Annotated in this window: 1 protein-coding gene and 1 pseudogene; both read left to right on the top strand. The window is 66.1% G+C overall.

The features are described from left to right. Position 1 precedes the first annotated feature (1 nt). Positions 2 to 1,141, top strand: coding sequence for a porin (locus JMF90_RS35415; RefSeq protein ID WP_011547110.1), 1,140 nt, complete (start codon positions 2 to 4; stop codon positions 1,139 to 1,141). 242 nt (positions 1,142 to 1,383) lie between these two features. Further along, positions 1,384 to 1,825, top strand: a pseudogene (locus tag JMF90_RS35420) (MFS transporter); the annotation flags it as partial.

A 1,825-nucleotide genomic window follows, 5' to 3' on the forward strand; every position in this document is an offset into this window, starting at 1 on the left:
AATGAAGCATACGAAAGTTGCCGTAGCCGCCGCGCTTGCATGCGCGGCCTGTATTCCCGCCGTCGGACATGCGCAAAGCAGCGTGACGCTGTACGGGATTCTCGACGCGGGTATCACGTACGTGAACAACACGGGCGGTTCGCACGTGGTCAAGTTCGACGACGGCGTCGCCTACGGGAACCGCTTCGGCCTCAAGGGCACCGAAGACCTGGGCGGCGGCCTGAAGGCCGTGTTCACGCTCGAGAGCGGCTTCCATCTCGGCAACGGGCAACTCGGCTTCGGCGGCGCGGAATTCGGCCGTCAGGCGTATGTCGGCCTGCAGAACGACTGGGGCACGCTGTCGTTCGGCAACCAGCTCGACATCACCAACGAACTCGTATCGATCTACAACATCTCGGCGTGGGGCAGCGGCTACGCGATCCACCAGGGCGACTTCGACCGCTTCAACGGCGACCGCCTGCCGAACTCGGTGAAGTTCCTGTCGAACGACCTGAGCGGCTTCAAGTTCGGCGCGATGTACTCGTTCGGCAACGTCGCGGGCAACTTCCATCGCAACAGCGCATGGAGCGCGGGCGCGAGCTTCACGAAGGGTGACTTCTCGATCGGCGCCGCGTACACGCGCCTGAACAACCCGAACGGCATCTACGCGTTCGATCCGTACGCGATGATCGGCACGCACACGTTCCTCGGCCAGCAGACCGTCACCGTCGATCCGGCGACCGGCGCGCGCACCGACCTGTTCGCGAACACGCCGATGGACGTCGACAGCCAGGGCACGTTCGGCATCGGCACCAGCTACACGATCGGCAAGCTGACGCTCGACGCCAACTACTCGTACACGACGATCAAGGGCTTCGGCCAGTCGTCGCACATGCAGGTGTACGAAGGCGGCGGCCTGTACCAGTTCACGCCGGCGCTGAGCTTCATCGCGGGCTACCAGCACACGCGCTTCGAAGGCCATCACTGGAACCAGGGCACGGCGGGCCTGCATTACCTGCTGTCGAAGCGCACCGACATCTACATCTCCGGCGATTACCTGCGCGCGTCGCAGGGCGTCGATGCGGTGGTCGGCTACAGCTTCACGCCGTCGACGACGCAGACGCAGGCCGACGTGCGGATCGGGATGCGGCATTCGTTCTGAGCGCAGTGGTGGGAATGGTGTGACGTCTTCAGCGAGGTCTCTCTTTGGCGCGAACCGCGGTTCGCGCTTTTTTTTTGTGCGATGCGCCGGCTCGATGGCGCTCGCGGCAGGCGGCCGGCCGGTTTTCGGCGGTTGGCATATCATCGCGCTTTGGCCGCGTCCGCACCGTTGCCGCACGCCCCCGCGTGCGTCGTCGTTTTCCCGAACGGCTGCGGTGCGCACCGCCGACCGCCGAGACCCCGATGACCACCCCCGTGCCCGATTCCAGTCCGTTATCCCCGTTACCCGCCAACCTGTTTCGCCACGCACCGTTCCAGCGTTTCTGGGGCACGCGCGTGATGTCGTCGCTGGCCTTCCAGATCCTGTCGGTCGCGATCGGCTGGTACGTATATGCGCTCACGCACAGCGCGTTCGCACTCGGTCTCGTCGGCCTCGCGCAGTTCGTGCCGATGTTCGCGCTGACGCTCGTCGTCGGGCAGGTGGCCGACCGCTACGACCGCCGGCGCATCGCGACGATCTGCCAGAGCGTCGAGGCACTGGCCGCCGGCGTGTTCCTGCTCGGCGCGGTGCAAGGGTGGCTGGCCGCGCCGGCCGTATATGCGCTCGCGGCGATCGTCGGCACGGCGCGTGCGTTCGAGTCGCCGTCGGTGTCGTCGCTGTGCCGGCCGTCGTGCCGCGCAGCGA

Origin of the sequence: Burkholderia sp. E168m23 (assembly GCF_016586125.1) — a bacterium.
In the GTDB taxonomy this organism is placed as follows: domain Bacteria; phylum Pseudomonadota; class Gammaproteobacteria; order Burkholderiales; family Burkholderiaceae; genus Burkholderia; species Burkholderia orbicola.

What these genes read in the sequence shown, in the direction of transcription:
- JMF90_RS35415 (WP_011547110.1), top strand. Translation starts at nt 2, where the DNA reads ATGAAGCATACGAAAGTTGCCGTAGCCGCCGCGCTTGCATGCGCGGCC.